Origin of the sequence: Saccharopolyspora indica (assembly GCF_027853965.1) — a bacterium.
Classification (GTDB): domain Bacteria; phylum Actinomycetota; class Actinomycetes; order Mycobacteriales; family Pseudonocardiaceae; genus Saccharopolyspora; species Saccharopolyspora indica.
Genome location: NZ_JAQGLB010000010.1, coordinates 158,876 through 184,026 on the forward strand (window position 1 = coordinate 158,876; position 25,151 = coordinate 184,026).

Here is a 25,151-nt window from a genome sequence, read left to right on the forward strand (position 1 = left end):
CCCTCGGCCGGGCCTGAAACGGCTGTCCCGCAACGGATCGAGGGTCGAACACGATCCTGCGACCGCGCGGCTGGTGCGCTGGAGGGATTCCGCCGCGGTGGCGATCTCGCCTACCGTTGAGGGCATGGACGATCGTGCTGCCGGGTGGGGCACGACCGCGCGGCGGGTGCTCCAGCTCGCCGCCGCCGTGCTCGCCCTGACCTCGTGCACGACCAGCCAGGTCGCCGCCCCACCGGAATCCCGCTGGGGCGAACCGGCGGTGGTCGCCGACGGACTCGGCGCGCCCTGGTCGATCGCGTTCCACGACGGCACCCCGTTGATCAGCGAGCGGGACACCGCCCGGATCGTCGAGCTGACCCCGACCGGGGACGCCCGCCCGATCGGCACGATCGCAGGAGTCGAGGGCACCGGCGAAGGCGGGCTCCTCGGAATCGCCGCGCGGGACGGGTACCTGTACGCGTACTTCACCGCAGGCGAGGAGAACCGGATCGAGCGCTACGCGCTCACCGGTGGCGCGGGGGCGCTGCGCCTCGGCGCACCGCAGGCGGTCCTCGGCGGGATTCCCGCCGCCGGCATCCACAACGGCGGCCGCATCGCGTTCGGCCCGGACGGGATGCTCTACGCCACCACCGGCGACGCCCAGGACCGCGGCAGCGCGCAGGACCTCGGCTCCCTGGCGGGCAAGATCCTCCGGATGACCCCGGACGGCGGTGTACCGCCGGACAACCCGTTCCCCGGCTCGCTCGTGCACAGCTACGGCCACCGCAACGCGCAGGGCATCGCGTGGTCGGCGAACGCGACGATGTACGCCACGGAATTCGGCCAGAACACCTGGGACGAGCTGAACATCGTCGAACCCGGTGGCAACTACGGCTGGCCCGAGGTGGAGGGCATCGCCCACCAGGACGGGTTCATCGACCCCGTCCAGCAGTGGGACCCGGCGGACGCCAGTCCGAGCGGCATGACGATCGCGGGGGACACCGCCTACGTCGCGAACCTGCGCGGCGAGCGGATCCGCGAGATCCCGCTGACCGCCCCGGCAACCTCGGTCGAGCACTTCACCGGCGAGTTCGGCCGACTCCGCGACGTCGTCCTCGCCCCGGACGGCGAGCTGTGGATCCTCACGAACAACACCGACGGCCGCGGCGACCCGCGCCCGGGCGACGACCACGTCCTGCGCACCGACCCCGACTGACCTGGCCGAATCACCTCGGACACCGCCGGTGCTGTGGGATCGTGATCGGGTGAACACGGGGCGCGCGGTGCTGCTGCTGACCTGCCTGGCCGTCGCAGGGCTCGGCGGATGGTTCGCGGTGGCGCGCTGGGACGACGCCAACAAGGTGGCCGCTTTCGCCTCGGCACTGGGCGCGGTCGCCGCGGTCGGAGTGGCCATCTGGGCCGCGCTGCGGACCTCCGCGCGGGGGCCGTCGGTGAGGGTGCGGCGCACCGGGCGCGCGGAAGCGCGGGGCGGTGGCTCGGCCAACAGCGGAGTGCGAGGCGGGGCAGCAGGTTCCGCGCGGGCCGAGAACACCGGTGACGCAGTGGCTGACGGAGGGGACGCCAACAGCGGTGCCAGACTCGACTGACCGCGTGCGCATCGAGGCCTCCCGCACCGGTGATGCCGCCGCGGGGCCTGGTGGGTACGCCAACACGGGTGTGCACATCGGCGACGTGTACCTGCTGCCCGCGAGCCCGGTGCGGAGCGGCTACCTGCACCAGGTCCGCCGCATCGCACCGCCGGAGCTGCTGGCGCGGGAGCGGGAGCTCGCCGAGCTGACCGCGTTCTGCCGGAGCACCTCCCCGGCGGGTGCCTACATGTGGTGGCGCGCGCCCGCGTGGGCGGGCAAGACGGCGCTGATGTCGTGGTTCGCGCTGCACCCACCGCCGAACGTGCGGGTCGTGTCGTTCTTCATCACGGCCCGGCTGGCCGGGCAGAGCGGCCGGGCGGCCTTCGTCGACAACGTCCTGGAACAGCTTCAGGCGCTCGTCGGTGGACCGGCGGTGGCCGTGACCGACGCTGCCCGCGCCACCCGTCTGCTCGGGCTGCTCGACACCGCGGCGCACGCCTGCCGGGCCGCGGGCGAGACGCTGGTGCTCCTGGTCGACGGGCTCGACGAGGACCAGAGCGCCGACGCGGTCGTCGGCGAGGACCGCAGCATCGCCGCACTGCTGCCCGTGGAGCCCCCGGCCGGGATGCGGGTCGTCGTTGCGGGACGACCGAACCCGCCGATCCCCGGCGACGTGCCCGCGCACCACCCGTTGCGCACGGCCGCCGTCCACCCGCTGACCACTTCGGCGGCCGCGCAGGTGGCGCGAACCGACATGGAACGCGAGCTCTCGCGCCTGCTGCGCGGCTCGCCCGCCGAACAAGACCTGCTCGGCCTGCTCGTCGCCGCGGGCGGCGGGCTGACCGGTGCCGATCTCGCGGAGCTCACCGGGCAGACCCGGCAGCAGGTCGACGACCAGCTGCGCACGGTCGCGAGCCGCAGCTTCACCCGGCGGGACAGCAGGTTCCGGCCGGGCGAGCTGCCGGACGTCTACCTGCTCGGCCACGAGGAGCTGCACGCCGGGGTCGTCGCCGCACTCGGCGACGAACGCCTCGCGACCCACCGGTCGCGGCTGCACGAGTGGGCCGACCGGTACCGCGACCGCCGCTGGCCGCGGGGCACGCCCGAATACCTGCTGCACGGCTACCACTCGATGCTGCTCGCCTCCGGCGACACCGCGCGGGCGATCGAACTGAGCACCGACCCCGATCGCCACCACCGCATGCTCGACGCCTCCGGCGGCGACGCGCACGCGATGGACGAGATCGAGCTGCTGCTCGACACGCTCGCGGACGCCGACCCGGTCGATCTGCCCGCCACCGCGAGGCTGGCCGTGCACCGCGATCACCTGCGAATTCGCGGTATCGGCATCCCTGCCCGACTACCTGCGGTGTGGGCTGCGCTGGGCTTCTACGACCGCGCGCTCTCCCTAGCCCGTTCGGTGGGCGCGCGTGGCCCCAGGACGGAGTCGCTGGTGTCCACCGCGGATGCTCTGTTCGCCGCTGGGCAGTCCGAACTCGCGCACCAGGCCATCGACCAGGTGGTCGCGGAGGCCTGCGCGGATTCCTTCCTGCTCGAACGGGAAGGCCGGTTGTCGGCGGCGATGACGTCGTTGGCCAAGGCGGGCGAGATCGACCGGGTCGCCGACGTGGACCGCCTCACCAGCGGGCGAGGTCACCGGCGTGCCGCGCTGCTGGCCGCCGCAGGCGAACTGGCCGACTCGGGAGCCCGTGCGCGAGCTCAGGCGTTGCTCCGCGAGTTCGAGTTGGCGGCGCGCGAGCCATTCCGGAGCCCGGCCAGAACGGCTGTGGAGCTCGCGAAGTTCGCCCGTGCGCTGGCGGTGATCGGCGATCGCAAGCGGGCCTGGGGCCTGATCGCGCGGGCCCGGGATCTGGCACTGGCTCCGGACGACCCGGACGGGGGAGCGGAGTCCTCGCTCGCGGTGGTGCGTTGCCTCAACGCACTGGGCGCGCGCCGACGGGCGCGTGCACACGCCAGGAAGGCCACCTCGCTCGTGCGGCGGCACACCGATGCGCATCCGATCCGGGCGCTGGAGAACGCGGTGCGGGCGTTGGCCGAGGCCGGGCACTTCGCCCGCGCGTACGGACTCGTCAGGAAGATCACCGAGCCCTCGGATCGAAAGCACTGCGCGGAACACCTGGCGGTCGCCTGCGCCCGCCAAGGCGACGCCTACTGGGCAGCGGCGCTTCTCGACGGGTTGATGGACGACTTCAACATCGCGCACATCCTGGGCAAGGTCGGTCTGGCGTTTGCGCGCGCCGACGATTGCGTGGGAGCGCGCGTGGTCGCAGTCAGGCTGCGCGACGAGTTCGCCCACCACGTCCGCAACCCCGGCCCCGCCATCGTGGACGCGACGAAGATCTTCTGCGCCCTCGGTGAGCTCGACGCCGCAGAAGCCACCGCGCGGAGCACCACGGGTTCTTGGATCCCTGCCGAAGGTCTCACCGCGGTGGCCGAGTCCCTCGCCGGACGCGGGGACACCAGCCGAGCTGAGTCGCTGTTGCGGCAGGTGGAGGCCGCAGTGCTGGGCAGCCAGATCATGGATCGGCAGTCCGACGGGTACGTGACCACCGCCAAGGCGTTGATCACGGCAGGAGATCTGACCAGTGCCCGAGTCATCGCCGACCGGCTTCCCGATCCTCTTCAACGGGCGGAGCTGCTGCACGCCGAAGTCATCGCCGGGGTGGCGGACCCGGACTCGGCAACCCGCCTGATCGAGCTCGCCGAGGAGGTGAAGGAGACCGCGGGGGAGCAGGACCGCGGCAACGAGAGCGTGCGGGCGCTGGCCTGGGCGGCAGCTGCGCTGCTGCGATCGGGTGACGTGGACCGGGCGCATCGGTGGCTCCGCGAGGCGGAAGCCCTGATCGACGGCGGTCGGCGGGCCAATGCCCCGGGCGCGGCGATCACGATGGCCCTCGTGCACGCTGGTGAGCCGCAGCGAGCGCTCGACTTCGTGCACCGGAACCGCGGCGCCGGATGGGAGGTGTCGTACCAGGCCCTGCTCGCAGCGGGCCGGCCGGACTCGGCCAGCGAACTCGCCCGCGATGTCGAGGCGTGGTACGCCGATGTGCCGTCACCCGACGGCCGGATCGTCTTGCGCGCGATGCTCGTCGAGCCGCTGATCGCGGTGGGCGAAGCCGACCGCGCCCGCACCATCGCCCGCGACGTGATCGCCTACCTGCGGGCCACGCCCGAACCCGATCCGCCGCTGAGCAGCGAGCTCGCGGTGCTGGTCGCAGGTGTGCTGGCCGTGCACGATCCTCGCGAGGTGCCGGACGTCGTCGAACGGGTCGTCGGCAGGATTCGTGCCCAGGCCAGCACGGTCTGGTACCTCGATCAGGGCGGGTTGGCCGCGCCGGTGGCCAGAGCCATGGTGAGGGCGGGTGATCTCGACGGCGCGCTCGCGCTGAACGCCGTGCTCACCGATGCCACTCAACGCGCCTGGGTGTTGAGGGCGATCGCCGTGGCTCTGCTGGCCGACGGTGATGCGGCCGCAGCCCGCCCGCTGCTCGCCGAGGCGCTGCGGTCGAGCGACAGCAGCGAGTGGAGCTGCGTCGTGGAGGAGGCGGGCGACTTCCTGCCCGACGTCGTCGATGCGGTCGGCGCAGAGGTGGTCGCGCTGTTGCGGAGCGGCCAGCGGCGCTCGCGTCCCGATCAGCATTGACCGCTCGCCGGTCGAGCGGACCGCAGAACCCGCACGGGCTCAATCTCCCCGCCTCTGATCAGCGAGTTCTGCTTACCGCGAAGCGTCCACAAAGGCCGAATCGGGGAGTCGAAAACTCCATTCCGATTCGCGTCATCGCAGTACATCGGTGGCATGGTCCAACCATGTTACTCGACTGCGTTGCGTCACCGAGCGCAACTTCACCCTGTGATCAAATCGGCTGAATCCGGCCTATGTGGCCGGTTCTCGCGCGGCCCGGCCTGACGTAATGTGTCGCTCCATGCACACCGGAAGTTCCACCGTGCCCACCGGAGAAGGAGCTGGGTTGACGTCATTAAGCGAGCTCACGACCTCGGATGACGGACTATACGAGAACTCCCCCGCCGCCCCTCCAGGCCTCTCGCCTGTCGCAGCGGATATCCTGGATTTCTTGAGGTGGTACTCGAGGGAGCGGATCGATTCTCCCCGAATGGACAGTCGGCGGTCCGCCGACCCTTGCATTGTTCCCGATTTCGCGAGTCACGGCTTATGGGGACTTCAAGTTCCCAGGAAATACGGCGGCCTGGAACTGAGCTACCGGGACACGTTCCGAATCATGGAGCAACTCGGTGCGATCGACTGCAATTTGTTCGTCATGGTCGCGGTGCACAACATGGTCGGCATTCCACCGATCGCGCATCACGCCACTGAGGACGTCAGGTCGCAAATTCTGCCTTTGCTGGCGCGGGGGCAGAGCTTGACCACGAGCGCGGCCAGCGAGCCCGGCATGGGCTCCGACCTGCGCGGAATGACCACCCGAGCGGTCCGGCAGTCCGACGGGACGTATCTCCTGAACGGGATGAAACGCTGGATCAGCCTCGGCGGGTCGTCGCGATTCCTGAACATTTTCGCCCGGCTCTACGCCGAGGACGGCACCCCGCAGGGCTTTACCGGTTTTACCATCGACAGCCACACGCCCGGGTTCACGGTGGGTCCCGAAGTGCGCACTCTGGGTTTGCGGGCGGTTCCCCAAGTCACCCTGACCTTCGAGGACATGCGGGTGCCCGCGGTGTGGCGGCTCGGCGCCGAAGGCGACGGCCTTATCGCTGCGAATTCTGCATTCATGCTGTCACGGTTGGTAATCGGCGCGGGCAGCATCGGCGCGATGAAGCGCTCGCTGGAGGTCGCGTCCCGATACGCGCGGCAGCGGCCCGTCGCCACCGGCTTGCTGATCGACAACGGCCGGACCCAGCAGATCCTCACCGAGGCCGCGGCGGCGACCCTGACCGTCGAGCTGCTGATGGATCACATCACCACGATGCTCGACCAGGGCCAGCAGCCCCACGAGCTGCTGTACTTCGTCACGAAGATCATGTCCTCGGAAGAGCTCTTCACGGTCGTGGACCGGGCCGTGCAGATGCTGGGAGGCCGCGGCTTCCTGGACACCAACATCGTCGGCCAGTTCTACCGCGACTACCGGCTGATGCGGATCTTCGAGGGCGCGACCGAGGTCGTCACCCTCTACACGGGCCTGAAGGTCACCCGTTCCCCGAACACCTTCCAGGATCTCCTCGCCGCCATCCCCGGGGTGTCCCGCGAGGTCGTCTCCCTCATCTCCGAGGCCGAGGAGTACGTGGCCCGCCGCGGTGCCACCGAGCAGGCGGAGCACATCCGGTACAACGTGCTCGGCGACCTGCTGTGCTGGTCCGTCCTGGCCGCGCTCACTAGCGCGGCGGAAGGCCGCTCCGAGATGCACGGCGTCGCGGCCGAGTGGTGCGCGCACCGCCTGCGGCGGAGGCTCATGGAGGCCCGTCGCGACGTTCGGTTGGACCTGCCGAGCAAGGAGGCGCTGCTGCAGCACATCGCGGGCTACGAGGCGGACATCGGCGACACCGATCAGCGCCGGGCCGGCGAAGAGCACGGCCTGGACCCGCTGCTGCACCGACCCGTCAGGTGACGAGACGCGGCGCGGCGTGCGTGGGCTGCACCCCGGATAGCTCACTCACGCCGCACCGCATCGTCGGGCTCAGCGCTGCGCTTCGCCTCGCGGCCCGCGCTGCTGGATGCTCTGCATCACGCGATTCGCGAAGTCCTTGATCAGCGGGACGTCCCACTTCCGCTGCTCGGTGTCCACCACGCACACCGTGCCCAGGGCGGTGCCGTCCCGGTCGCGCAGGGCCATTCCGAGGTAGCTCTCGACCGCCATGGATTCCACCAGGACGTTGCCGACGAAGAAGCGGGGGTGGTCGGCGACGTTCTCCAGCGGGAACGCGACCTCGCGCTTCATGGTGTGCGGGCACCACCCGGCGTTCTTCGGCATCTTCACCAGCGCCGAGGTGTCTCCCTCCTTCATGTGGATCCCGACGAAGTTCTGGTGGTGCTCGTCGAAGAGGTTCACGACCGCCGCTTGAGCGCCGAACGCCTTCACCATGTCTTGGGCGTAGGCGTTGAGCTCCTGGTCGCGCTCGACTCCTAAGAGCCCGTACTCGCGGAGACGAGCCGCTCGCGTCCTCGTCGGGGTCGTGGTGTTCCAACCTGCCCTGGGGTTCGTCAATGCTCAAAGATCCATCCCTTTCGGAGTGGGCAGCAAGCCGTCACGGCCTGAATGCCCTCCGCCTGGCCCTGCGGCCTACTCTTTCAGAAGGCATCCGACCGTGGCGTTGTGGCCGTCCATGCGCTGACCGTGATGCGCGCAGGTGCTGCTCATCGGTCCTGGACGCGACGGGATCACCGCTCCAGCACGCCTGCTGGCGGGTCGCCCTCACCACGACCGCTCCGGCCGGGTTGGCGGACATCGTGATCACGTGGCCGGGCGACGCGTCCGGGAACCGATCGTCGGTCATGTCGATCAGTATGCACCTTGGCCGCCGACGTTCCGGTGCCCGTCGTCGTGCGGTTTTGCGGTCCCGCCGCCGCCATCGCTCTGAGTGCTGGAGAAGCCGATGTTGATCACCGGCCGTTACGCCGTCCGGGTGAAGCAGGCGGTGTTGACCTGAGTTGTCGACGGTCAGTGCTTCCCTGTACTTCCATCGAGTGAAGATCGTGCCGTTGCGGAGGAGCGCGCCCCGGAGATCGTTCACCTTCCACAAAGGCCGCCGCAGGTCCTCGACGGACTGGAGGCCGCGGAGCGAGCCCAGCCGGTCCGTGCCCACGGGACACCCTCGGGTCAGGCGATGAGGAAGAGGCCAAAAGAAAAGGTCGCCATGGCCGGCCGACCGCGAACCACGCTCCGCAGCGGAGGGTTCGTTGACCTGAAAGAAGAATTGGTGCGCGATACTGGGATTGAACCAGTGACCTCTACCGTGTCAAGGTAGCGCTCTCCCACTGAGCTAATCGCGCGAGGCGGAGGCGGGAATCGAACCCGCGTACAGGGCTTTGCAGGCCCTTGCCTAAGCCACTCGGCCACTCCGCCGGACTCCGCATCCACACCTGAGTCGGCTGGAACGCCAGAGGATCCAGAGCGGATGACGGGACTCGAACCCGCGACCCTCACCTTGGCAAGGTGATGCGCTACCAGCTGCGCTACATCCGCGTGCCTGCGACTTCTGGTTCCGGGGCTTCCCGGGGCCGTCCGCCGCGTTGCACAGAGAACTTTAGACCACGCCCGAGATCGCGATCAACGGGGGGTCCACCAGTCACCCGGCGCGGTCTGCGCCGAGCCTGTCGTCCCTGGTCAGCCGAGGTCGTGCGGCAGCAGTCGGGTCAGCGCCTCGTCCACGTCGACCCACAGGTTCTCGTTGCCGGGGACGACCACGTCGTAGGTGCGGTCGAGGAAGTCGGCGAGCTCCTGCGCGGAGGCCTCGAACACCGCGTGGCCCGACGGGGAGCTCAGCTCGATCGCCACGACCTCCGGGTCGTCGACGGCCGGGCGGATGGTCACGTCGCCCTCACCGGCGTGCGCGATCAGCCCGTCGGCGAGCAGGTCGCGGGCGAACACCCATTCGACCCAGCCGGCGCGTCCGGTGCGGAAGGCGGCCACCACCGCGTACGGGTCGCGGGTGTCGTAGCGCAGTTCGACCTGGACCGGCACGGCAGGTGTCTGCGGAGCCAAGAGATCGAACACCGCGGTGGAACGCAGTGTCACGTGATCGTTACGCATTGTTCTCCCCTTTCTGCTCCTCCCGGTCTGCTTATCGACCGGGCAACACAGTTGTGACGCCTCAACGGGCTCGCACGCTCGCGACTTTCGCTCAGATCACCCGTACGGGGCAGGGTGCAATTCGCTGGGCAATCGGTTGGATGCGGTGCGTGTTCACGATGGCCTCCGGGGTCGGGGTGACCGCGGGCCGCGCGCCTCGTTCCGAGACGCGTCGGGCCCGTTGTTCACGCCAGAGGAAGAGCCACTGCGAACAGCCCGGCAGAGGCGTTGAGCCGTAGTTCCAGAACTCGTTCGGCGACCACGCTCAGCTACTTTCCGTAACCGAGCGAAACGGTCCCGCGTCCGGTCTTCGATCCGTCGCCCCCGTCTCGCGGGAACTCGCCTTCGCGCCCGGCTTGACCACCGGGTTTGCCGCTCCGCCGAGTCCGCTTGACGTCCGCTCAAGAATAGGGGATCGACCCCCTCGTCCAGGAGGGCGCGCGGGCGGTGGATGAGATGCTCGCCACCGCGTATCCCCGGATCGGGCTAATGTCGCGCGACCTCGCCGTTGTGCGGCAGGCGTGTGACCGAACGCGCGGTCGAGAGTGGTGTCACAGTGTGACCAGGATCGAAGCGGTGCGACAGGGCCGAACGGCCCGGTCGGTTCCGCCGCGGCCAATGAGACGGATCACATTTCCGCGGCCACGGGGGTGTGCTGACGCCCGACTGTCGGCTTGACACCCGGCCCGATCCGGCCGCGCCGGAATGCGCGAAACGTGCCCGGGGGAGCGGGCGGATCGTATTCTGGCGGGACCGGGAGCCTTCGCCCGCGCGGAGGCCCCGTCCGAAGACGACGCACGACCGACAGGTGGAGCCCTGACCGAGGAAGCCGAGCCGGGATCCCGCCGCGCCGCCGCGGACCCCGCGACCGACGACTACAAGCCCCGGCTGCGGGAGCGCCTCTGGATGTTCCGGGAGCGCCTCCGCGCCAAGGCGGGCATGAACCTGGCCTACCGCGTGGTGATCGGTGTGATCGGCGGCGCGGTGCTGGCCGCGGGCATCCTGATGATCCCGTACCCGGGACCCGGCTGGCTGGTGGTCTTCGCCGGGCTCGGCATCCTCGCCACCGAGTTCCACTGGGCCGGCCGCGTCAACGGCTTCGCCAAGCGCCACTACCGCCGCTGGGTGGACTGGCTCGGCCGCCAGCACCTCGCGACCAAGCTCGCGGTGATGGGCGGCACCTGCCTGATCGTGCTGGTCACGATGTGGATGCTCGGCCTGTTCGGCACGGTCGGGGGCTGGCTCGGCCTCCGCTGGAGCTGGTTGGCCTCCCCCCTGTTCGGGCCCTGAAAACACTCGTGTATTGTTCTTCCTGTCGCCGGGAACGGCGGCAGGAAAACAGAACAAGGGCGATTAGCTCAGGGGGAGAGCGCTTCGTTCACACCGAAGAGGTCACTGGTTCGATCCCAGTATCGCCCACGCAAAAATCCCCCCGGCTTGCTTCGCCGGGGGGATTTTTTCGTATCTCGTCGTGGAGGCCGAGCCCCCACGGTGCGGTGGTGGGTTTCGTCCGATCCTCGCGTTTGGGGAAGGTTCCCGGCCTGAGTCGGGGAACAGCTTCGTTCGTCGCTTCGCGCTGCACCTCCGGGTCGGCGCGCGGGAGCAGCGCTTTGCCGATCGCCCCGCAGTGCAACGGGTTTCGGCGTAGCCGGAGTCAGTGCGGCTGGTCCGCGGTGTAGTGCACACCGCTGAACTGCTTGCGCCAGACAGCGACGTCCAGCGCGACCGCGGCCGGGTCGCCATCGCGGTCCAGGCCGCGGGCGATCAACCCGGCCAGGTCGGTCATGTGATCGGGTTTCATGCCGAGCCGGACGAGCTCGGGCGTCCCCATCCGCAGGCCGTTGACGTCGCCCTCGACCGGGCTGTCCGGCAGGCCGATCCCGCAGGCGAGCAGGTTCGCCCTGCGAAGGTGCTTCGCGGCGGCCTGGCCGCCGCCCCACCGGTGCGCGCGGATGGCGAACTGGTGCGAACGGGTCGTCCCGCGAGCACCGGTGAACAGCGGCAGCCCGGCCTCCTCCAGTTCGGCGGCGAGCCGGGCGGCGGTTTCGACCATCGCAGCCGCGTACGCCTCACCCGCGACCTTCCAGTCGAGCATGGTGACAGCCAGCGCGGCAGCCTTGGCCGCGTCGAAGTTCGCGGTGAGGCCCGGGAAGGCGATCCTGTCGATGCGCTCGGCGAGCTCCGCGTCGTTGGTGACGATCGCACCGCCGGCCGGGCCTCCGAGGCTCTTGTAGGTGCTGAAGCTGATCAGGTGCGCACCCTCGGCCAGGGGTTGCTGCCAGGCCTTGCCCGCGATGAGGCCGCACAGGTGGGCGGCGTCGAAAAGCACCCGGGCGCCGACCTCGTCGGCGATCTCGCGGATCGATCCGACCGGGTGCGGGTGGAGGTTCAGGCTGGAGCCGATCGTGATCAGCTTCGGCTTCACCTCGTGCGCCAGGGCGCGCAGGGCGTCGACGTCGACGGTGTACCCGTCGGGCGCGACCGGTGCGGGCACCGTGTTGAGCCGGTACATCCCGGCCGAGCCACCGGCGTGGTGGGTGACGTGGCCGCCGATGGTGGTGGGCGGAGCGATGATCGTGTCGCCCGGTTCGCAGGTGGCGATGAAGGCGTAGAGGTTGGCGAGCGCGCCGGAGGCCACGCGGATCTCGGCGTAGCGGGCGCCGAAGACCTCGGCGACGAGCTCGGCGGCGATGACCTCGATCTGCTCGATCGCCTCGAGACCCATCTCGTACTTGTCCCCGGGGTAACCCAGCGATGGGCGCGAGCCCAGGTTCGCCGACAGCATGGCCTCGGCCCGCGGGTTCATGATGTTGGTGGCGGGGTTGAGGTTGATCGAGTCGATGTCGTGGATCCGCCGGTTCTCCTCGGCCAGCCGGTCGAGTTCGGCCAGCAGGTCGGCCGGGGTCGCGGCCGCCGCGGCTTCGGCGACGGTGCGGACCCGGTTCTCGGCGTGCTCGGGCACCCACGGGCGGTGGACGAGTGCGGTCATCTCCGGTGCTCCCCTCCCGGCTGATCCGGCGTCATCGCGGCCGCCCAGCCCGGTTCGACCAGTGTGTTCGCTCACCGTAGGGATCGACGGGGTGTCGGAGTACCGGCAGAACGCTCGGACTTGTGCGCGGCCTCTCCTACACTTGCAGGAGACGCGCGAAGGGGAGGGCCGTGCCGGAACGGCAGCTTCAGGAGCAGCTCGATGCCCTCGCGGTCGAGCTGCGGCGCGGGTTGACCATCGACAGCGTCAGCGGCGAACTGCTGGCCTACAGCGCGCAGCGCGACGACGCGGACCAGGTGCGGATCTCCTCGATCCTGACGCGGCACGTGCCCCCCGAGGTCCGCGAGTGGGAGCTGCGGCACGCGGGGAGCGAGCCGGGTGAACCGGTAGCGCTCCCGGCCAATCCCGAGATCGGCATGGCGGCACGGGTGTGCGTGCCGCTGCGCTGGAACGGTCGCACTCTCGGCCGCCTGTGGATGGTCGGCAGCAGCGACGGACTCGAGCGGGCGGTGCTGCTGCGCGGTGCTGACACGCTCGCCGAACTCCTCGCGCGGGCGGCCGACGTCGAGGTCCGGCCACGGCCTCCGCGGCGTGAACTCGACCGGCTCGTGCGGCGACTCCTGGAGGACGGGCAGGTCGAGGCCCACGACCGGTTCGTCGCCGCGGTTCCGGGTGTCGTGGACAGGGCGGTTCGGGTGGCCGCGATCGTCGCCGCGGACGACGCGGGTGCGGTCCGGCCCTGGTGTCCTGCGGAGTTCAGCGCGCTGAGCGGCTCGTTGAGCGCAGACCTCCGGCCCCTCGATGGTTTCCTCGGAGCGTGCGTGTCCCGCACGTACGCGCTCCTGGTGGTAGCTCGCGGGGACTGCGCCGAGGATCTCCGACCGGTCCTGAGCGAGATCGATCGTGTGGCGTCCCGGTGCCTCGCAGCTGGAACCCGGTTCACGATCGGGGTCAGCGACGGGGTGTCGCTCGGTCCGCGTTCGGCTCGCGATGCCCGTGCGCAGGCGCTCGCCGCGGCCGAACTGGCGGTGCTGGACCCGGAGTTGGACCGGCTTTCGCGGTGGAGCGAAATCGGCGCTTACCGGGTGCTGCTCGACGTCCGGGACCGCATCGACGACGTCCTCGAACCGGTCGACGAGGCGGGCCCGTCGGCGGCGATGCTGCTGACGACGTTGGAGACGTACTTGGACCTGGCGGGCGACGTGCAGAAGGTCGCAGCCCGGCTGTCCCTTCACCGCAGCAGCCTCTACTACCGCCTGGACCGCTTGGCCCGCCTGCTCCGGGCCGATCTCTCCGACGGGATGATCCGGTTGGAGCTGCATGCTGCGCTGAAACTCCGCCGAGTCGCCCGGCGGACCCTCAAGTAGTCGCACCCGGAAGTCGGCGCCCTCGAACTGACCTACGAGTCCCTCGATCTGCCCACCTCGCAGCGGGCCGTACACGACCTCTCGCTGTACACCGCCGAGCCGGGCAGTTCGCACGAAGAACGCCTGAGATTCCTCGCGAGCTGGTCGGCACCCGGCCCGCGAAGCACGTCGACGACCTCCGCCCCGGACCGCAGCGCCGACCGAGGCGGGAAGTAGCGCCGGGTTCCAGTGACTTTCCCCTTGCCGCAACCACTTTTGCCGGACACGTCGCGGCCGAAGGCTCGCGATGTGGCGGGAACGTGCCTGCGAGTTGCGTTCTGCGGCTGGCGCTCCACGATTGAAGCGGGCTTGCCCGTTTGGGGACGACTGTCAGCCGCGGCCGCTGGGCCGCACTACCTGCGTCACGTGGAGCCGACATGCCTGGGATTCCGCCACCGATCACTCCCCACCTCGAACCCGCCGCGAAGGAGCTGGCCGAAGCGACGGATCCGCACCCGCGGATCTACGAGGTCCCACCGGAGAAGGGCCGGGAGATCCTGGTCGGCCTGCAGAGCGACGAGAGCGTGCCCCGTCCGGAGGTCGACGAGGAGTGGGTCGACGTGGACGCCGGTGAGTGGGGCACCGTCCGCACCCGCATCATCCGGCCCAAGGGTGCGAGCGGGCCGCTGCCCGTGGTGTTCTACATCCACGGTGCGGGCTGGGTCTTCGGCGACGACGTGACCCACGACCGCCTCTTCCGCGAACTGGCCGTCGGCGCGGGCGCCGCGGGTGTGTTCCCCGTCTACGACCGGGCGCCCGAGGCGAAGTACCCCACCCAGGTGGAGCAGAACTACGCCGTGGGCCAGTGGGTCGTGCGGCACGGCGCGGAGCACGGGCTGGACACCTCGCGCATCGCCGTCACCGGCGAGTCGGTCGGCGGCTGCATGTCGACGGTGTTCGCGCTGATGAACAAGGAGCGCGGCGGGATCGATCTCAAGGCCCAGGTGCTGCTCTACCCGGTGACCAACGCCGATTTCGACACGCCCTCCTACGTGCAGTTCGCAGAGGGCTACTACCTCACCCGCGAGGGCATGAAGTGGTTCTGGGACGCCTACACCGCCGATCCCGCCCAGCGCGCCGAGGTGCACGCATCGCCGCTGCAGGCGTCGCTGGACCAACTCCGGGGGCTGCCCACCACGCTGGTCATCACCGACGAGGCCGACGTGCTGCGCGACGAGGGGGAGCAGTACGCCAACAGGCTGCGCGAGGCCGGTGTGGACGTCACCTCGGTCCGGGTGGCCGGGATGGTCCACGACTTCCTCCTCCTGGACAGCCTGCGCGACACCCGCGCCGCCAACGTCGCGCGCAAGCTCGCCGTCGACGCCCTGCGGACGGCGCTGCACGACAGCTGAGGGGGTGCACCCCATCGCAAAGTTGACGGTGCTCACATCCTGCCCTAGCGTGATGTGAGCACCGTACACATGTGATGGAGGAGTTGCGCCGATGCCGTCGACCGAACAGGACCGCGTCGAAGTCGATCTGGGTGGCCGCAGGGTCACCGTGCCGAAGGGCGGGCTGTACGACCGGTACCGGATGAACACCGATCTCGACGAGATCGCCCGCGATCCCCGCGTCAGCGGCGTGGACTTCTTCCGGCGGCTGCCCAAGACCGAGGTCGACTCGCCGATCGGGGTCACGCTCACCCCGAACTTCTACTACCGGATCTCGACCGCCCGGATCACGATGCTCGCCCGGTCCCGCGCGATCCGCACCCGCCTGCCCGGGGAGCTGGCGCCGCTGGAGATCGCCCCGGGCCTCGGGCTGATCTCGGTGATGTTCTTCCGCTACGACGTGTGCGACATCGACTTCTACACCGAGGCCGCCGTCGGGATCGCGGTCCGGCCGGCGCGGCACGGCAAGCTCGGCTTCGTCGACCTCGTCGCCGCGCTCAAGAACGAGCACCTCGACTCCTACGTGCTGTCCCTGCCGGTGAGCACCGGCATCGCCCAGGTCCGCGGCCACGACGGTTACGGCTTCCCGAAGTGGGTCACCGGTCTCGACGTCGCCATCGACGCCGAGCGGACGACCGCGCGGGTGGCCAACGACGCGGGCGGGACCGACCTGTCGCTCTCGGTGGCGACGCCCGCCCAGACCTCCTGTCCGAGCGGCGAGCGGGTCTCCTCGCTCACCTCGTACACGTCGATCAACGGTGCCTGGCACTCGACATTCAGCCAGACCAACGTGCTGTCGGCCGGAGCCGCGAGCTTCCCGCGCGACGTCGGCCTCCGGACCGGCGAGGGCCGCATGTCCGACGACCTGCGGTCGCTCAAACCGATCAGGACCGTTCGGCTCGACGTCGTGACCGAGGGCCAACTCGCCCTGCACATGCCCGTCCCCACCTCGGTCCGGACTCGGAACTAGGACACCCCGCGGGCGGCGCTGCGGGTTCGGCACAGCTGGGGACGCCCACGTCGACGACGCCGTCGCCAAGGGCGCGACGGTTCTCGCCGGGGGCGCGGCCGGATCTCGGGTCGCTGTGCTGCGAACCGGCGATCCTCACCGGCGTCACGCCGGGCATCCTCGAGTGCGCCGAGCCGCAAACCGTTGCACACCAACGAAACTCGCCCAGCGGTGTTTCGCACGAGACCTGGGCCGTTGTCCTGACCACCGTGCTGAGGGCGATCGGGCTGCACATCCACAATGGTGCGTCCGAATCGGGGGAGGGCTCCGGCCGTTGTCGGTGCCCTCCCTTTTGCTGCTCGCGCACCGGAGAGGAACACCGAAAAGCCCGTTGATCCTGCGCTTTCACGCAGTTCAACGGGCTTTCGGGTGCGGCTGGGGTCGCCTACGCCGGCCGACTCGCGGGCCTGGTGCTCTGTGCCGTGGGCAGCCAGGCGCGGTAGCGGCGCAGGGCCCGTCGCTGCTGGAGCTGCTCGCGAACCAGGGCGCAGGCCGGGTGGGTGCCCGGCGTGGGCTGGTTTCCGCGGGCGATGCGGCGCAACTGGTGGCGGACCTGCGCCATGCTGGCGGCCGAGGCGAGGGTCTTGTCGGACCAGGTCACCGGGCGCAACGTCCGGTCGGCCTCGCGGCCGTTCCGCCAGCGGTCCGGCAGGTCCGGGGTGACGGCGAGGGCGGTGCCCATCCCGACGAGCGCAACACCGCTGTCGAGCACCTTCTCGGCGGTGTCCCGCCGGGTGATGCCGCCGGTGAGCATCAGCGGGAGGGGGCTGGTCGTGACCAGGTCCTTCGCCAGTTCCAGGAAGTAGGCCTCGCGGGCGCGGGTGCGCGAATCCGCGGCGTTGCCCGTCATCGCCGGGCTCTCGTAGCTGCCGCCGGACAGTTCGACCAGGTCGACGCCGAGCGGTTCGAGCATCGCGATCACCTGCCGGGCGTCGTCGGCGTCGAACCCGCCGCGCTGGAAGTCGGCGGAGTTGAGCTTCACCGCGACCGCGAAGGAGGGCGAGACGGAGGCGCGGACGGCGCGCACGACGTCCAGCAGCATCCGGGCCCGGTTCTCCAGCGTCCCGCCCCAGGCGTCGGTGCGCTGGTTGGACAAGGGGGACAGGAACTGCGACAGCAGGTAGCCGTGCGCGGCGTGGATCTCCACGCCGTCGAACCCGGCCCGTTCGGCGCGCGCGGCGGTGGCGGCGAACCTGGTGACGGTGGCCTCGATCTGCTCCGGGGTCATGGCGACGGGGTTTCCGAAGCGGCTGCTGTGCTTGCCCAGGTCGACGCCCACCGCCGACGGGCCCCACACGACGCCGGGCATGTTCGCCTCGACCTGGCGTCCGGGGTGGTTGATCTGCATCCAGATCGATCCGCCGCCGGACTTTCCGGCTTCGGCCCACTCGATGAACGGCTCCAGCGGTGCGGCGTCGTCGAGCACGACGCCTGCGGGGCCGGTGAGCGCCTCGGCGTGGACCATGACGTTGCCGGTGATCAGCAGTCCGGTGCCGCCGGCCGCCCACCGCCGGTACAGCGCCAGCAGCTGCTGGTCGGGCAGCTGGCCGTCGCCGGCCATGTTCTCCTCCATGGCCGCCTTCGCGACCCGGTTGACCAGTGTCGCCCCGGAGCGCAGGTGCAGCGGCGAGAACAGCTCGTCAGCCATCGGGTTCACCCCTCACAGTTCGATCGCCTATGATGTGTGCATCGCTTACATTAGGCGAGGGATGTGAGCGCTGTAAACATCGGGGAGCGTGACGCATGCCGCACACGAGCGGTTCGTACCACCACGGCGATCTGCGCGCCGCCTGCCTGCGCGCTGCGCGGGAACTGCTGGAGGAGGACGGCAGCGCGGGCTTGTCGCTGCGAGCGGTGGCGCGGCGGGCCGGCGTGTCGGCGACGGCGCCCTACCGCCACTACCCGGACCGCGACGCGCTGGTCTCCGCGGTCGCCGCGGAGGGCTACCGCGAACTCGCCGAGCACCTGGCCGCGGCCCACCCCGCGCCCGCGACCCCCGACGACCTCGCCGCGATCGCCGTCGCCTACGTCCGCTACGCGCTCGACCACCCGGCCATGTTCCGGGTGATGTTCGCGGAGCCCTGCGACCCGAACAACGAGGAACGAGTCGCCGCGACCGCCGCCATCTGGGACTACGTCGGCGGCATCGTCCGGGGCGTCTTCCCCGGGGCCGATCCGGGAGCGCTGTCGAACGCGGTGTGGGCAGTGGTGCACGGCCTGGCCTTCCTGCACCTCGACGGCAAGCTCGACGCCACCACACCCGAGGCGGTCGCGGACCAGGTCCGCGCCGCCGTCACCGCGCTGTTCACCGCCACCCGGGCGGCAACCGGGCGGGCGGAGGCATAGCGGTCCGGTGATCACCGCGCGGCGAGGGCTTGCGGCACTTCGCGGAATAGCCCGGGATCGGTGCGGGTTGTCCCGGCATGATCCACGGGATGTTCTCCGTCGAGCGTGATTTCGCGGCGCCGGTCGAGCGGGTGTGGGCCGGGTACGCCGATCCGGGCATCCGGTCGCGGTGGCACCTGATCCCCGGTCGCGACAGCCGGCACGAGCTCGACTTCCGGGTCGGTGGGAGCGAATCGCTGACCGGCTCCTTCGCTCCGATGGGCGAGGTCGAGCAGATCGCCAACGTCGCCCGGTTCCACGACATCGTCGAGGGCGAGCGGATCGTGGCCTCTTACGAGGCGGTGGTCGACGGTGTTCTGCGGTGGGTCTCGCTGCTCACCCTCGATTTCGCCGGCACCGCCACCGGCACGCTGCTCACCCACACGGAGCAGTACGCCTTCCTCGTCTGGACCGGTGACGGCGCCGACGACGTCGCCCACCTCAAGGGCAGCGTTCCGTTGCGCCTCAACGCACTCGCCGGACTCGTCGAGCCGTGAACCGGCTGCGGCGCCTTGCCGGATGAGGGGCCGCAGCCGCGCAGGTCGACCGCTACCAGGCGGCAGCGATCGACCAGCTGGGTCGCCACGTCGCGCCACGCCGCGGCGTTGTGACCGCTGCCGTGGGCCAGCAGCACGTTCGCGCCCCGGCCGCCGAGGTCCAGTCCCGCCAGCACGCCGCCGCTGACGGGCACCTCCATCCGCTCCGATGCCGTCTACAGGTACGGGCTCGTGATCAGTTCGAGGGCGTGGCCCGCGGGATCCATGAAGTAGACGCCGCGGCCGCCGTGCCCGTCGTTGGTCTCCCCCGGGCGGGTCTGCTGCGGATCGGCCCAGTGCTCGATGTTCCTGCTCAGCAGCAGCGCGTAGGCCCGGTCGAAGTGCTCGTCGTCGACCAGGAAGGCGTAGTGCTGCATCTGGATCTCGTCGACCGGCGGTTCGGCGAACTGCAGCATGACGCCCTGATCGAGCAGGATGTTGGTGAACGGTCCCCAGGACGGCGCCTCGGCGGCTTCCAGGACGTCCCGGTAGAACGCCGCCGACTCGGCGCGGTCCTTGGCGGCGATGATGGTGTGGTTGAAGGTTGCTGGCATGCTTCTCCTGTTCAGTGATCGTGGGCGATGCGGGCGACCGAGCCGATTTCCAGCGCTGTCCAGGCGGCGCCGTCCGGTCCGATCGCGATGCCGTGCGGCTCCGAATCCGGTGTGGGCAGGTCGTGTTCGACGATGTGGCCGTCGGGCGAGATGCGGCCGACGCGGTTGCCGCCCCACTGGGTGAACCAGCAGCCGCCGGTGGGCGCCGCGGTGATGGCGTGCGGCTTGGCGCCCGGGTCGGGCAGCGGGAATTCCCGGAGGGCGCCGTCGACTTCGAGCCGCCCGACCTTGCCCGCCGCGATCCCGACGAACCACAGCGCGCCGTCGCTCCCGCAGGTGATGCCCACCGGCGCGGTGCCGTCGGGCAGCGAGTGGAGCGCCACCTCGCCGTCGAGGTCGATGCGGCCGATCGCGTCGGCCTGGTTGAGCGTGAACCACAGGGCTCCGCCGGGCCCCGGGGTGATGAACGACGGGAACGCCCCCGCCGCGGGCAGCGCGAAGTGGGCGATGTCGCCGTCGACCGTGATGCGGCCGATCCGGTCGGTGCTCATCTCGGTGAACCACAGCGCGCCGTCCGGGCCGGCGCAGATGCCGAACGGGCTGGCCGCGGGGTCGGGCAGCGCGAACTCGGTGAGCTCACCGCCGGTGGTGATGCGGCCGATGCGGCCGTCGGTGCGGGTGAACCACAGCGCGCCGTCCGGCCCCCGGGTGATGACGGTCGGCCGGCACGACGCCGAGCCCGCCGAGTACCGGCTGAGCTGCCCGTCGAGCGTCAGCCTGGCGATCTCGCCGCTGTGGGCGAAGGTGAGCCACAGCGCGTCGTCAGGGCCTGCCGCGATGCCGTAGGGGCCTTCGTCCGGCCCGGCGACGGCGAACTCGCGGATGCCGGGTTGAGCGGTCTTCTGCATTCAAGTCCTTTCCCGCGCCGACGCACCGGCGTGCTGCGGAACGCGCACAGCCGGGCGAGGCGACGAGTTGCATCGAGGAAGGGGACGCGGTGCCAGCTCGGACGTCCGGTCGACGCACGCAGCCGACCGCTGCCGGGCAGAACGTGCGGGGACGTGCCTTGATCGCCCAACAGGGCGGGGGAGGAGGATCCGATCCGGACCGCGTTGAGTGGGAGCCGAAACGGCTCCGGCGTCGCTCAGGTGGTCTTGAGACGTGGACGCATGGCGGTCTCCTCGGTCACGGTGCCTCCATGCCGACGTCGTCCACCCGACGCCGACACGCGGCACTGCCGAAATGTCTATCACGGACACCGGGAGGCGATCAACCTCTTTTCCGGCGGTCTCCCCGTGACGCCGGACTGCGGCCCGTGCGCCTCGAGGATCTCCGGCCCGCACGGGTGACCAGGAGCCCGGGGATCCCAAGTGGACGGTCGGCGGGTCGGGTGGACCCGGTCGGCGAATGCGAGCGGGATGCCCTGCGGCACCAGGACATCCCGGCTCCGCGATCGGCTTCTACCCGAGTCCGGTGGTGGGATGCTCGATCTGCTCGCGGAGGATGTCGCCGTGACCGGCGTGGCGGGCGAAGTCCTCCGCGAGGAGCAGGTAGATGAAGCGCAGGTTGACCTCGCCGAGGTCGGGGTGCGTCGTGGTGTCGTCGAGGCCGAACCCGGCGGCGATCTCGCGGGATCGTTCGCTGGCCCGCTCGAACTCGGCGATCACGTCGGGCACGGTCTCGTCGTCGGCCACGCGGAAGCTGGGATCGCGCGGCGTCGTGCCGCCATCGCACTCGCTCTTGGGCAGGCCTCCCAGCACGTGCTGGAACCAGATCCGCTCGGCGACCGCGGCGTGCTTGAGCAGGCCGATCGGGGTGGTCGGGGATGCGACGAGGCGGCGGCGGGCCTCGGCTTCGGAGAGGCCGCGCACCGTGTTGATCAGCTCGGACCGGTTGCGGTCGAGCGTGCTCTCCAGCAAGTGGCGTTCAGCGCCGGTGGTGGTTCGCGGTATCGACCAGGTCATCGTGGGCTCGATTCTGCTCGTGGGTGCGGGTCTGCCTGCGCGCACGTGGTTTCGGGAGTCGTGAGGGCGACCTCGGCCGCCGCCTGGCGCGGGCGCGGAGGTCGTCGGGTTCGCCGATCGCGCCGGTGCGCCGCTCGCTGAATGCGCGGCCGTCGGCGGTGATGCGCGAGATCTGCGCGTCGCGGGGCCGGGACTCGCCGGTTTGCTGCCTCGCGCGCAGGCGTCGCCCGCACCTTATCCCAAGCCGGGCGCGGGGTCGAGGGACGTCGGATCCTCGTGCCGCTGAACGCTTCTTCCGGTCCATCTTCGGCGTGTCCGATGTGGACTGTTCCGCCGGTGTTCGGCGCCGTGCGCAGGCGCTCCGCCTTCCGGCTGAACTTTGCATAGCCTAACCTTGCTTTTCCGGTTCGAGTTGGGTCGAATGGAACCATGGACGGACTGCTCTCGATCGGTGAAGTCGTGGCCCGCTTCGAGGTGCCGATCTCGACGTTGCACTACTGGGAACGCCGTGGGCTGATCACGCCCCACCGCCGTTCGGGACGGCGCCACTTCGACACCGATCAGCTCTACCGCCTCGCGCTGATCAAGCTGTGGCAGGGCACCGGGCTGATGAGCCTCGACGAGATCGCGACCGTGCTGGCGGGCCACGACGGCGAGCACGACTGGCGGGACACGGTCACCGGCCGGATGGCCGCGATCGAGGAGCAGGTGGCGCGGCTGAACGCAGGCCACGAGTACCTGCGCCACCTCTTGGAGTGCCCGGTCCAGAACGGGCTGGACGAGTGCCCGGAGTTCCGGGCCCAGGTCGCCGCGCTCGCCGACGTCAGCGCCGCTTGACGGGCGGGTCCGGCAGTCGGTTCTGGAGCACGCCGGCCAGTTCGTTGCGGGATGTGATGCCGAGCTTCGGGTACGCCTTGTAGAGGTGGTGGCCGACGGTTCGCGGGCTGAGGAACAGTTGCGCGCCGATGTCCCGGTTGCTCAGCCCTTTCGAGGCCAGCCGCACGACTTGCAGTTCCTGAGGCGTCAACGCGCCCAGCAGGTCCGGTGTCCGAGCCGGCTGCGTCTCACCGGTGGCGCGCAGCTCGGCTCGCGCCCGCTGAGCCCACGGTCCGGCACCTAGCCGTTCGAACTCCTCGGCGGCCGTTCGCAGCAGCGGGCGGGCATCGACCCGGCGCCGCCGCCTGCGCAGCCATTCGCCGTACAGCAGCTCGGTGCGCGCGAGCTCGAACGGTCGCCCGCCCGCCTGCCGTCCGAGGCGCACCGCTTCCGCGTAGCGGTGTTCGGACTCGTCGGCCGGTCCCAGCAGGGCAAGGCAGCGCTGCGCGATCCCACGCGCCCACGGCTGCTCGACGAGCTCGGCCCAGCGCAGGTAGCGCTGCACGGGCTCGTGCACCTGCTTGCCCAGCCGTGCAGCCGCTTCGGCCAGGTCGGGCACCGCCGACAGCGCGTCCATCCGGTTCGCGCCGTCGACCAGGGCGCTCAACCGGTCCCAGACCGCCTCGTGCCTGCCGAGGCCGAGGTCGAGCAGACCGAGGGCGCAGGCCGCGCGCACGTAGCTGTGCCCCGCTCCCGGTCGCCGTGCTTCGGCGGCCAGATCCGCACAGCGCCGCTCGTCGCCGTCCATCGCGGCGATGTGGGCGAGCCCGGCCGACGCGTGGGCGACCGCCTGCCGCTGGCCGATGTCCTCGGCGATGCGCAGCGCTTCCGTGCCGCTGGCCAGCGCATCGTGCCGTTGTCCCTGGTGGAGCTGGGTGCGGGCGAGCACGCCGAGCACGTGGACCAGCGAGCCGGCCGCGCCTCGGGAGCGGGCCTCCCGCTCGGCGGTCCGAGCCCAGTCGTGGGCGGCTCGGTGATCGCCGAGGAGCAGGTGCCACCAGGCGACCTTGCCGCACGGAACTCCTGCGCCGATCAGCTCGCGCAGTGCCGATACGCCGTCCGCGAGGTCGCCGGGGAGCGCTGAGTTCAGGCCGATCGCCGCTCTGGCCAGCAGACCGGCTTCGTCGTCCCCGAGCGCCCGGATCCGCGCCACGGCGTCGAAATCCGCTGCCGTCCAGGCGGTTTCGACCGCGAAGAACCGCATCCGGCTCGCGGCGCGGTCGTCGTGCTCGGCGACGGTGGCCGCCTCGTGGACGAGGATCCGGTGCGCTTCCAGCGGTCGGCCTCCCTCGTCGGCGAGCGTTGCGTGCAGGATTTGGCACTCGGCCAACGACTTCACGTCCGTCAGGTGCACCGCGGCCTCGCCCGCCAGGGCGCTCACGCGTTCGTTCTGCCCTGCTTCGTACGCCGCCTGCGCGGCGGCGAGAAGCCGGGTGCCGCGATCCTCCGGGTTCGGGCTCAGCGCTGCGGCCCGCTCGTAGGCCGCCGCGACCGAGGCGTAGCCGCCGAGCGAGCGGTCGGCTTCAGCGGCCTCGACCAGTGCGGCCGCCACCGACTCGTCCGGCCCGGTGGTCGCCGCCGCCAGGTGCCAGGCGCGCTGGCAGATGTTGTGCCGCCGCCCGAAGACCTCGGCGAGTTCGGCGTGCACGGCCAGCTTCTCGCCCAGCGTGGCCGACTGGTAGACCGCCGACCGGATCAGCGGGTGCCGGAAGTCCAGCCTGCCGTCGACGTGGCGCACCAGTCGCTGGTGCTCGGCGGCGGCCAGATCCGCGACACCGGCGTCGAACTTCCGCGCGGCCTCGAACACCGCATCCGGTTCGCCGGTGCCTTCCGCGGCCGTGATCAGCAGCAACGTCCGGGTGGCGGCCGGTAACTCCTCGATCCGGGCGGCGAAGGCCTGCTGGATCCGGCTGTGCGTCGGCAGCGGTGTCGGCTGCGCGGTCGACCTGCCCGCGCGCTGCGCGGCGGAGTACTCGTGCAGCGCGAGCGGATTGCCGCGCGCGTCCTCGGCTGTTCGCGCCTGAACGTGGCGGGGGAGATCACCGGCGTGCTCGTCGAGCAACCGCTGGGCAGCAGCTGCGGGCAGCGGCGCCAACCGCAGTTCGGCCACGCCGTGCGCGGGGAACGGCGGCGCGTGCAGGTCGCGAGCCGCGAACAGCAGCGCGATGGGCTCGGCCTCCAGCCGCCGCGCGGCGAACAGGAGCGCGTCGTTCGAGGCGTGGTCCAGCCAGTGCGCGTCGTCGACGATGCACAGGAGGGGCTGTTCCTCGGCCAGTTCGGAGAGCAGCGTCAGCAGCGCCGCTCCGACGAGGAACCGGTCGTTGCCCTGCGGAGGAGCGAGCGACAACGCCGACCGCAGTGCCGCGGCCTGCGGCTCGGGCAGTTCGCCGATGCGGTCGGTCAGGCCGGTGAGCAGCAGGTGCAACCCGGCGAACGGGAGAGGCGCCTCGGACTCGATCCCGACCCCGCGCAGCACGCGCATACCGGCTGCACCGGCCGCCGCGTGCTCCAGCAGCGCCGACTTGCCGATCCCGGCCTCACCGCGGACCACGAGAACACCGCTGCGCCCGGAGCGGGCACCGACGAGCAACCTGTCGACCGCGGCCAGCTCTTCGTCCCGGCCGTGAAGCATTCCGCCACCCTAGCCCGCACCAGTCACCTGACGGATGCCGAGCCCGCGGCCGGATCCCTA

19 protein-coding genes, 4 tRNA genes and 2 pseudogenes are annotated in these 25,151 nt (G+C 70.7%); 13 read left to right on the forward strand and 12 right to left on the reverse strand.

Features of this window, described 5'->3' with window-relative positions:
* The first annotated feature begins 124 nt into the window (after positions 1-124).
* The 4 genes from OU416_RS22435 to OU416_RS22450 all read left to right on the forward strand — a co-directional run bounded on the left by OU416_RS22435 (position 125) and on the right by OU416_RS22450 (position 7,168).
* A complete protein-coding gene (locus tag OU416_RS22435) occupies positions 125-1,195 on the forward strand; it encodes a PQQ-dependent sugar dehydrogenase (protein WP_270928981.1) in 1,071 nt (356 codons plus the stop codon).
* 49 nt (positions 1,196-1,244) lie between these two features.
* The gene (locus tag OU416_RS22440) at positions 1,245-1,586 is read left to right on the forward strand and encodes a hypothetical protein (RefSeq protein WP_270928982.1); all 342 of its coding nucleotides are present in this window, start codon (positions 1,245-1,247) and stop codon (positions 1,584-1,586) included.
* A 4-nt stretch (positions 1,587-1,590) separates the two neighbouring features.
* Complete coding sequence (locus OU416_RS22445) at positions 1,591-5,232, forward strand: hypothetical protein (RefSeq protein ID WP_270928983.1); 3,642 nt, start codon at positions 1,591-1,593, stop codon at positions 5,230-5,232.
* Between the two features lie 469 nt (positions 5,233-5,701).
* Positions 5,702-7,168, forward strand: a complete 1,467-nt coding sequence (locus tag OU416_RS22450) for an acyl-CoA dehydrogenase family protein (RefSeq protein WP_270928984.1) — start codon at positions 5,702-5,704, stop codon at positions 7,166-7,168.
* Positions 7,169-7,237: 69 nt separating this feature from the next.
* Here OU416_RS22450 and OU416_RS22455 read toward each other — a convergent pair whose 3' ends face one another.
* The 5 genes from OU416_RS22455 to OU416_RS22475 all read right to left on the reverse strand — a co-directional run bounded on the left by OU416_RS22455 (position 7,238) and on the right by OU416_RS22475 (position 9,310).
* On the reverse strand, positions 7,238-7,765 hold the full coding sequence (locus OU416_RS22455) for a GAF domain-containing protein (protein WP_270928985.1): 528 nt from the start codon (positions 7,763-7,765) through the stop codon (positions 7,238-7,240).
* 710 nt (positions 7,766-8,475) lie between these two features.
* Positions 8,476-8,550: transfer RNA gene (locus tag OU416_RS22460), tRNA-Val, on the reverse strand.
* A 1-nt stretch (position 8,551) separates the two neighbouring features.
* Positions 8,552-8,623, reverse strand: a tRNA-Cys gene (locus tag OU416_RS22465).
* 47 nt (positions 8,624-8,670) lie between these two features.
* Positions 8,671-8,743, reverse strand: a tRNA-Gly gene (locus tag OU416_RS22470).
* 141 nt (positions 8,744-8,884) lie between these two features.
* Entirely contained in the window at positions 8,885-9,310 is a 426-nt protein-coding gene (locus OU416_RS22475) for an SsgA family sporulation/cell division regulator (protein WP_093153719.1), read from the reverse strand.
* Between the two features lie 744 nt (positions 9,311-10,054).
* Between OU416_RS22475 and OU416_RS22480 the strand changes: the two genes are divergently transcribed.
* Both OU416_RS22480 and OU416_RS22485 read left to right on the forward strand, forming a co-directional pair.
* Complete coding sequence (locus OU416_RS22480) at positions 10,055-10,639, forward strand: TIGR02611 family protein (RefSeq protein WP_270928986.1); 585 nt, start codon at positions 10,055-10,057, stop codon at positions 10,637-10,639.
* A 57-nt stretch (positions 10,640-10,696) separates the two neighbouring features.
* Positions 10,697-10,768, forward strand: a tRNA-Val gene (locus tag OU416_RS22485).
* Between the two features lie 235 nt (positions 10,769-11,003).
* On the opposite strand, the gene OU416_RS22490 is transcribed toward OU416_RS22485, so the two are convergent.
* Complete coding sequence (locus OU416_RS22490) at positions 11,004-12,338, reverse strand: serine hydroxymethyltransferase (RefSeq protein ID WP_270928987.1); 1,335 nt, start codon at positions 12,336-12,338, stop codon at positions 11,004-11,006.
* A 170-nt stretch (positions 12,339-12,508) separates the two neighbouring features.
* On the opposite strand from OU416_RS22490, the gene OU416_RS22495 reads away from it, so the two are divergent.
* From OU416_RS22495 to OU416_RS22510, 4 genes and pseudogenes are all read left to right on the forward strand, one after another.
* The gene (locus OU416_RS22495) at positions 12,509-13,705 is read left to right on the forward strand and encodes a helix-turn-helix domain-containing protein (RefSeq protein ID WP_270928988.1); all 1,197 of its coding nucleotides are present in this window, start codon (positions 12,509-12,511) and stop codon (positions 13,703-13,705) included.
* A 15-nt stretch (positions 13,706-13,720) separates the two neighbouring features.
* A pseudogene (locus OU416_RS22500) lies at positions 13,721-13,921 on the forward strand (transcriptional regulator); the annotation flags it as partial.
* A 200-nt stretch (positions 13,922-14,121) separates the two neighbouring features.
* Positions 14,122-15,096, forward strand: coding sequence for an alpha/beta hydrolase (locus OU416_RS22505; protein WP_270928989.1), 975 nt, complete (start codon positions 14,122-14,124; stop codon positions 15,094-15,096).
* A gap of 91 nt (positions 15,097-15,187) precedes the next feature.
* Complete coding sequence (locus OU416_RS22510; protein ID WP_270928990.1) at positions 15,188-16,105, forward strand: acetoacetate decarboxylase family protein; 918 nt, start codon at positions 15,188-15,190, stop codon at positions 16,103-16,105.
* A gap of 424 nt (positions 16,106-16,529) precedes the next feature.
* On the opposite strand, the gene OU416_RS22515 is transcribed toward OU416_RS22510, so the two are convergent.
* On the reverse strand, positions 16,530-17,792 hold the full coding sequence (locus tag OU416_RS22515; protein ID WP_270928991.1) for an NADH:flavin oxidoreductase/NADH oxidase family protein: 1,263 nt from the start codon (positions 17,790-17,792) through the stop codon (positions 16,530-16,532).
* A gap of 95 nt (positions 17,793-17,887) precedes the next feature.
* Between OU416_RS22515 and OU416_RS22520 the strand changes: the two genes are divergently transcribed.
* Positions 17,888-18,490 (forward strand): TetR/AcrR family transcriptional regulator, encoded by a 603-nt coding sequence (locus OU416_RS22520; RefSeq protein ID WP_270928992.1) that lies wholly within the window; start codon positions 17,888-17,890, stop codon positions 18,488-18,490.
* A gap of 89 nt (positions 18,491-18,579) precedes the next feature.
* A complete protein-coding gene (locus OU416_RS22525; protein ID WP_270928993.1) occupies positions 18,580-19,026 on the forward strand; it encodes an SRPBCC domain-containing protein in 447 nt (148 codons plus the stop codon).
* Between the two features lie 26 nt (positions 19,027-19,052).
* On the opposite strand, the pseudogene OU416_RS40315 reads toward OU416_RS22525, so the two are convergent.
* From OU416_RS40315 to OU416_RS22540, 4 genes and pseudogenes are all read right to left on the reverse strand, one after another.
* Positions 19,053-19,226 (reverse strand): annotated as a pseudogene (locus tag OU416_RS40315) (alpha/beta fold hydrolase); the annotation flags it as partial.
* A gap of 15 nt (positions 19,227-19,241) precedes the next feature.
* The gene (locus OU416_RS22530; RefSeq protein ID WP_270928994.1) at positions 19,242-19,619 is read right to left on the reverse strand and encodes a VOC family protein; all 378 of its coding nucleotides are present in this window, start codon (positions 19,617-19,619) and stop codon (positions 19,242-19,244) included.
* Between the two features lie 11 nt (positions 19,620-19,630).
* Positions 19,631-20,527 carry a Vgb family protein gene (locus tag OU416_RS22535; RefSeq protein ID WP_270928995.1) on the reverse strand — a complete coding sequence of 299 codons (897 nt, stop codon included), beginning with the start codon at positions 20,525-20,527 and terminating at the stop codon, positions 19,631-19,633.
* Between the two features lie 552 nt (positions 20,528-21,079).
* Positions 21,080-21,583 carry a DinB family protein gene (locus tag OU416_RS22540; RefSeq protein WP_270928996.1) on the reverse strand — a complete coding sequence of 168 codons (504 nt, stop codon included), beginning with the start codon at positions 21,581-21,583 and terminating at the stop codon, positions 21,080-21,082.
* Between the two features lie 429 nt (positions 21,584-22,012).
* On the opposite strand from OU416_RS22540, the gene OU416_RS22545 reads away from it, so the two are divergent.
* Positions 22,013-22,420 (forward strand): MerR family transcriptional regulator, encoded by a 408-nt coding sequence (locus OU416_RS22545; RefSeq protein ID WP_270928997.1) that lies wholly within the window; start codon positions 22,013-22,015, stop codon positions 22,418-22,420.
* Here the strand turns inward: OU416_RS22545 and OU416_RS22550 are convergent.
* Positions 22,407-25,091, reverse strand: a complete 2,685-nt coding sequence (locus OU416_RS22550) for a helix-turn-helix transcriptional regulator (RefSeq protein ID WP_270928998.1) — start codon at positions 25,089-25,091, stop codon at positions 22,407-22,409. The genes OU416_RS22545 and OU416_RS22550 overlap by 14 nt on opposite strands.
* Positions 25,092-25,151 lie beyond the last annotated feature (60 nt).

Excerpts from the sequence above, each read along its gene's own strand:
- OU416_RS22530 (WP_270928994.1), bottom strand. The coding sequence starts at position 19,619 with ATGCCAGCAACCTTCAACCACACCATCATCGCCGCCAAGGACCGCGCC.
- OU416_RS22520 (WP_270928992.1), top strand. The coding sequence starts at position 17,888 with ATGCCGCACACGAGCGGTTCGTACCACCACGGCGATCTGCGCGCCGCC.
- OU416_RS22490 (WP_270928987.1), bottom strand. The coding sequence starts at position 12,338 with ATGACCGCACTCGTCCACCGCCCGTGGGTGCCCGAGCACGCCGAGAAC.
- OU416_RS22450 (WP_270928984.1), top strand. The coding sequence starts at position 5,702 with ATGGACAGTCGGCGGTCCGCCGACCCTTGCATTGTTCCCGATTTCGCG.
- OU416_RS22510 (WP_270928990.1), top strand. The coding sequence starts at position 15,188 with ATGCCGTCGACCGAACAGGACCGCGTCGAAGTCGATCTGGGTGGCCGC.
- OU416_RS22480 (WP_270928986.1), top strand. The coding sequence starts at position 10,055 with ATGCGCGAAACGTGCCCGGGGGAGCGGGCGGATCGTATTCTGGCGGGA.
- OU416_RS22540 (WP_270928996.1), bottom strand. The coding sequence starts at position 21,583 with ATGACCTGGTCGATACCGCGAACCACCACCGGCGCTGAACGCCACTTG.
- OU416_RS22535 (WP_270928995.1), bottom strand. The coding sequence starts at position 20,527 with ATGCAGAAGACCGCTCAACCCGGCATCCGCGAGTTCGCCGTCGCCGGG.
- OU416_RS22435 (WP_270928981.1), top strand. The coding sequence starts at position 125 with ATGGACGATCGTGCTGCCGGGTGGGGCACGACCGCGCGGCGGGTGCTC.
- OU416_RS22475 (WP_093153719.1), bottom strand. The coding sequence starts at position 9,310 with ATGCGTAACGATCACGTGACACTGCGTTCCACCGCGGTGTTCGATCTC.
- OU416_RS22545 (WP_270928997.1), top strand. The coding sequence starts at position 22,013 with ATGGACGGACTGCTCTCGATCGGTGAAGTCGTGGCCCGCTTCGAGGTG.
- OU416_RS22525 (WP_270928993.1), top strand. The coding sequence starts at position 18,580 with ATGTTCTCCGTCGAGCGTGATTTCGCGGCGCCGGTCGAGCGGGTGTGG.
- OU416_RS22515 (WP_270928991.1), bottom strand. The coding sequence starts at position 17,792 with ATGGCTGACGAGCTGTTCTCGCCGCTGCACCTGCGCTCCGGGGCGACA.
- OU416_RS22550 (WP_270928998.1), bottom strand. The coding sequence starts at position 25,091 with ATGCTTCACGGCCGGGACGAAGAGCTGGCCGCGGTCGACAGGTTGCTC.
- OU416_RS22505 (WP_270928989.1), top strand. The coding sequence starts at position 14,122 with ATGCCTGGGATTCCGCCACCGATCACTCCCCACCTCGAACCCGCCGCG.